Raw genomic sequence first — 4377 nt, 5'->3', positions numbered from 1 at the left:
GGCACCACAAGGCAAGCATGACCTGATCGTAGTAGTACGTGACGAGTGCGGCAACCTGAGTGTACCCACCCGGATTCCATTCACCATCGAAGATTGCAAAGGACCAGCACCAATCTGTATCAATGGCTTGAGTGTAGACCTGATGCCTAACGGAGCAGGAGGTGGCATGATGACGGTATGGGCTTCTGATTTCGTTGCGTCTAAAATCTACGACTGCAATGGTCAGGACGCCAGTAAGGGCGACCCTAGCGGACGCCCTTTGATCACAAAATACTCGGTAAACCGGGTGAAAGAACCAGTAGTGTCTACTCAAACGAGCATCAGCGTCAACTGCGCTGATCTGGAATTGGGCTTTATCCTGTTAGAACTCCACGCTTGGGATGAAGCAGGCAACCACGACTTTTGCGTAACGTATGTCGAAGTTCAAGACAACCGCAAAGTTTGTCCGGGAGCGGGATCATTAGACGTAGGCAGTATTGCAGGTACAATTGCTACCGAAGGCGCGTCCAAACTACAGGGCGTTTCGGTTAATCTTAGTGGACAGACTTCGATGACTACCATCACGCCTTCAACCGGGACTTTTGCTTTTGCCAATCTGAGCAAAGGAAGTGATTTCACCATTACGCCATTGTTGGATAAAAACCACTTAAATGGGGTGACCACTTTTGACCTGATCTTGATTCAAAAACACATCCTGGGTGTCCAACTATTGCAAACGCCTTACAAAATGATTGCAGCAGATGTGAACAATTCCAAGTCGATTACCACACTGGACATGATCCAGTTGCGGAAATTGATCTTGAGCATTGATCAAAATTTTGCCAACAATACTTCCTGGAGGTTTGTGGATGCGACTTATCGCTTCCCTGATCCAAGCAATCCATGGACAACAAATTTCCCTGAAGTAGTGAGTGTAAATAACTTGTCAGGAAACATCACCGCCAATTTTATCGCCATCAAGGTAGGGGATGTCAATGCAAGTGCCACCATGAATTCTGCTACTACTGCTGAGTTACGCAATGAGAAGACATTGAAAATCAATGCAGAGGAACGTCAACTGAAAGCAGGTCAGGAATACAAAATTGACTTTGCTGCCGGAGATCTTAATCAGATTCAAGGCTACCAATTTGCACTGAATTTGGATCAAAGCAAGGTCGAATTGGTAGACCTCATTTATGGCGTAGCCAAGGCAGATAACTTTGGGTTATTTCCAAAAGATGGATTGATAACCACCTCTTGGAATGGGGAACACCAGCCTGGTGCATTGTTTACATTGGTGTTGCGCGCCAAAGCGGATGGTTTGTTGAGCAATGCAATTGGACTAAATCGCCTACTCACTCCAGAAGCTTATAACTTGTCCGATGAGCAGTTGAATGTGGCTTTAAATTTCAAAGCGGCAAACCTTGCTTCCGAAAGCTACGAACTCCTGCAAAACACTCCGAATCCGTTCGATGCTGAAACATTGATTGGCTTTAGCCTACCCAAAGCAGCAATTGCAACCTTGTTGGTAAGGGATGCCAAGGGAGCTTTGCTTTATCAAGTGAAAGGCAATTACCCCAAAGGCAACAACCAGGTGATTTTGAAAAAGGAGCACCTGGGATCTAGCGGGGTATTGTATTACACCTTGGAAACCAATGACTTTACTGCTACGAAGAAGATGATTATCCTTGAGTAAATTTAGATAGACATTTAAACCTTGCGCCGCCGTTAGACATTAAGTTGTTAAACGGCGGCGTTTTTTTTTGCGGAGCTGTATTGGAGGAAAGTAGGTTAATGAACCGTTTTATTCCACTGCAATGGCGCTGTAAAATATTCCCAAAAAGACTTATACCCTGCAATGATGTGCAGAAACAAATAGCGAAATGAATCCCAAAAAGTAAGCAGAAAAGATTGAGTAATTCCCAAGCGCCGGTAAGTGATGATGTTGATAATCCAGGAGAGCAACAAGTTGACACCCAATAATATCCACAGTATCAAACTGAAAACAGCGGAGAGTAAAAAGGGTAGGTCCGCCAGCAAAATATACAGGGCAACATAGATATTGAAAAAAGGCAATAGGGCTGCGCAAATCATCCGCAGCCAAAAACTCAACCATCCGCTGAATTTGAAATGGGGATCAAAAAGTGTTCGTTTCAAATGCACCAGTTGGGTGATAAACAAGCCTTTGTTCCACCGGGTGCGCTGATTGATCCAGTTTTCTACTGTTTCGGGGCAAGTTTCGGTGGTATAACTATCCAAAATGCTGAGTCGTACCCCATTTTGTACCAATCGTACACTTAAGTCGGCATCCTCAGTTACGTTAAAAGGATCCCATGCACCCGCATCAACCAGGGCTTTTTTGGAAATAAAAAAGGAATTACCGCCTAATCCAAATGGCAAATTTGCCGTAGAAAGTTCAAGCAAATGCTGCTCATACCATTCGTAGTACTCACCAGCAAAATTTCGGGTGATCCAATTTTCCTGGTGGTTGGAAATGCTGATTTTGGCCTGACAACAAATTTCTCCCGGTGCATGCATCAAACTCAATGCGGCCTTGCGCAGTTGTTGCGGTTCAGGGCGACTTTCTGCATCGTATACGGTTACGTAAGTTCCTTTAACTGAATCCAATGCGTGCAACAAAGCCCGCCCTTTTGTAAATGGGGGCATTTCAGGAATATAGAGGAGTTCAAAATGTACGGGTAGCCTGATTTGTCGAAGACTTTCAAGGGTAACTTCATCCGTCTCTTCCACTACAACAATCACTTGAACCAACTCGGTAGGATAATCCAATGCTTGTAAAGTCTCAATGGTTTTATGGATTACTTCATTTTCATTTTTAAGCGGGAAAATGATGCTAAAACTGGGCCATTGCTCTTCTTCTTTTGTTAGGACCTTATCTTGGATGTTCTCTTTTTTTAAAAAGAAATTGCCCAAACGAAAACTAAGCAAGATGAGGTAATTGATTATTCCCAGTATAAAAATGCCTAATCCGAGTATATGGGAAAAATAGATACCCAACATCGTGAATACAATCCAGATCAAAAGATGAAGCATTCTTCCTCTCAATTGAATTTTATACAGTGCCGATTTTGTGCCAAGAATAGTCAGTTGTTGTTGAGCATGCTGGTCAATGGCAACGGTGACCTTAGCGCTCAATGCAGCGTTTGAATCCATGAGATACTGATTGATCAAAATTGACTGTAATATAGTTATTTACATAGGTAATAATGGCTAAATTTCTCCAAAAGTTACGACTTATTCTCTTACGCATAAAAAAATATTAACATTTAATTTGTATTGTTTTTTAATAACAACACAAATACTGTTTGGCCGATAAATTCCTACTTTTTGCACAGGTATTTTCTGTCAAAATTTAGCTCGAATTTCCAGAAAAAACTCTTGTAAATCTGTATTTTATGTAAATTTTATTTTATCTTTACAAGGCTTGATTCTTAACAGTCAAATCTCATAAAATGAACTTTAAGCTACGCTCCACCATTCTGGGATGGTTATGCATTTTTATTGCTACCTGGGTCAGTGCTGCCCCACCTTTACCATCCCTAAACGCTTCAAAATTCAAATACGGATTGTTGGAAAAAATTCCAACCTCAGTAGCTCGATTTTTTCCCGCTGCTTTGCCCAAACCATTAAAAACTCAAGCAAGTATAGCTGCGAATACTGTGCAGTGGACTGGAGCGCTGAGTACAGATTGGAATACCGCTGGAAACTGGACGTCAGTCAGTGGAACCCCCAGTCTTCCACCCAAAAAAGGATCAATTACTGGCGATCACGTGATCATTCCGAATGTTTCAGGAGGCTCGGGGAATTTCCCTGTAATCACCATCGATTCTGCGAGAGCAAGATCGATTACCCTACAAGCAGGAGCATCTTTAACGATCAATTCCGGTGGAAAACTTGAAGTAGTGGGCAGTGATACCGATGGTTTTACCAATGAAGGCGTCTTCACCAACAAAGGAACAATCCTGGTCGATTCTGCTTACAATGACGCTTTTGTCAACAAGTTGAATGCTCAAATCATCAATCAAGGGCAGTTGACACTTCAAAAAGGATTCGGCAATCGCCTGCTCAACTACGGCAGCATTACCAATACCAGTGGCAATTTTAATGTACTTGATGGAGTAGATACTGCTTTTATCAACTACCCAACGGGTTCCGTAATCAATAATGCAACATTTAGTGTTAACGGTGGAAATAACCTGAGGTTGTATAATCGTGGAGCGATTAGCAACAAAAGCAGTTTTACTGTAGGCGGCGCTACTGCCGGACACAGCTTTGTCAACGCAGTTGGGGCTTCACTTACCAACGAAGGTACCTTCCAGATTAATGGGGGCTTCGCCAGTCAAATGATCAACTACAGCAATATTGACAACCTTTCAG

General features: G+C 42.7%; 3 protein-coding genes. 2 read left to right on the top strand and 1 reads right to left on the bottom strand.

The window, feature by feature from the left end:
* Positions 1-1675 (top strand): T9SS type A sorting domain-containing protein (locus ABW391_RS28725; RefSeq protein WP_353485347.1); only part of this gene is annotated, 1675 nt, incomplete at its 5' end.
* Positions 1676-1770: 95 nt separating this feature from the next.
* Here ABW391_RS28725 and ABW391_RS28720 read toward each other — a convergent pair.
* Complete coding sequence (locus ABW391_RS28720; protein WP_353485346.1) at positions 1771-3153, bottom strand: glycosyltransferase; 1383 nt, start codon at positions 3151-3153, stop codon at positions 1771-1773.
* A gap of 299 nt (positions 3154-3452) precedes the next feature.
* Here ABW391_RS28720 and ABW391_RS28715 point away from each other — a divergent pair.
* A partial coding sequence (locus tag ABW391_RS28715) for a hypothetical protein (RefSeq protein ID WP_353485345.1) occupies positions 3453-4377 on the top strand: 925 nt, incomplete at its 3' end.

It is taken from the genome of Haliscomenobacter sp., assembly GCF_040403615.1.
Classification (GTDB): domain Bacteria; phylum Bacteroidota; class Bacteroidia; order Chitinophagales; family Saprospiraceae; genus Haliscomenobacter.
The sequence above is the reverse complement of the archived record's forward strand: the minus strand, read 5'-3'. Positions and strand labels throughout refer to the sequence as shown.

Excerpts from the sequence above, each read along its gene's own strand:
- ABW391_RS28720 (WP_353485346.1), bottom strand. The coding sequence starts at position 3,153 with ATGGATTCAAACGCTGCATTGAGCGCTAAGGTCACCGTTGCCATTGAC.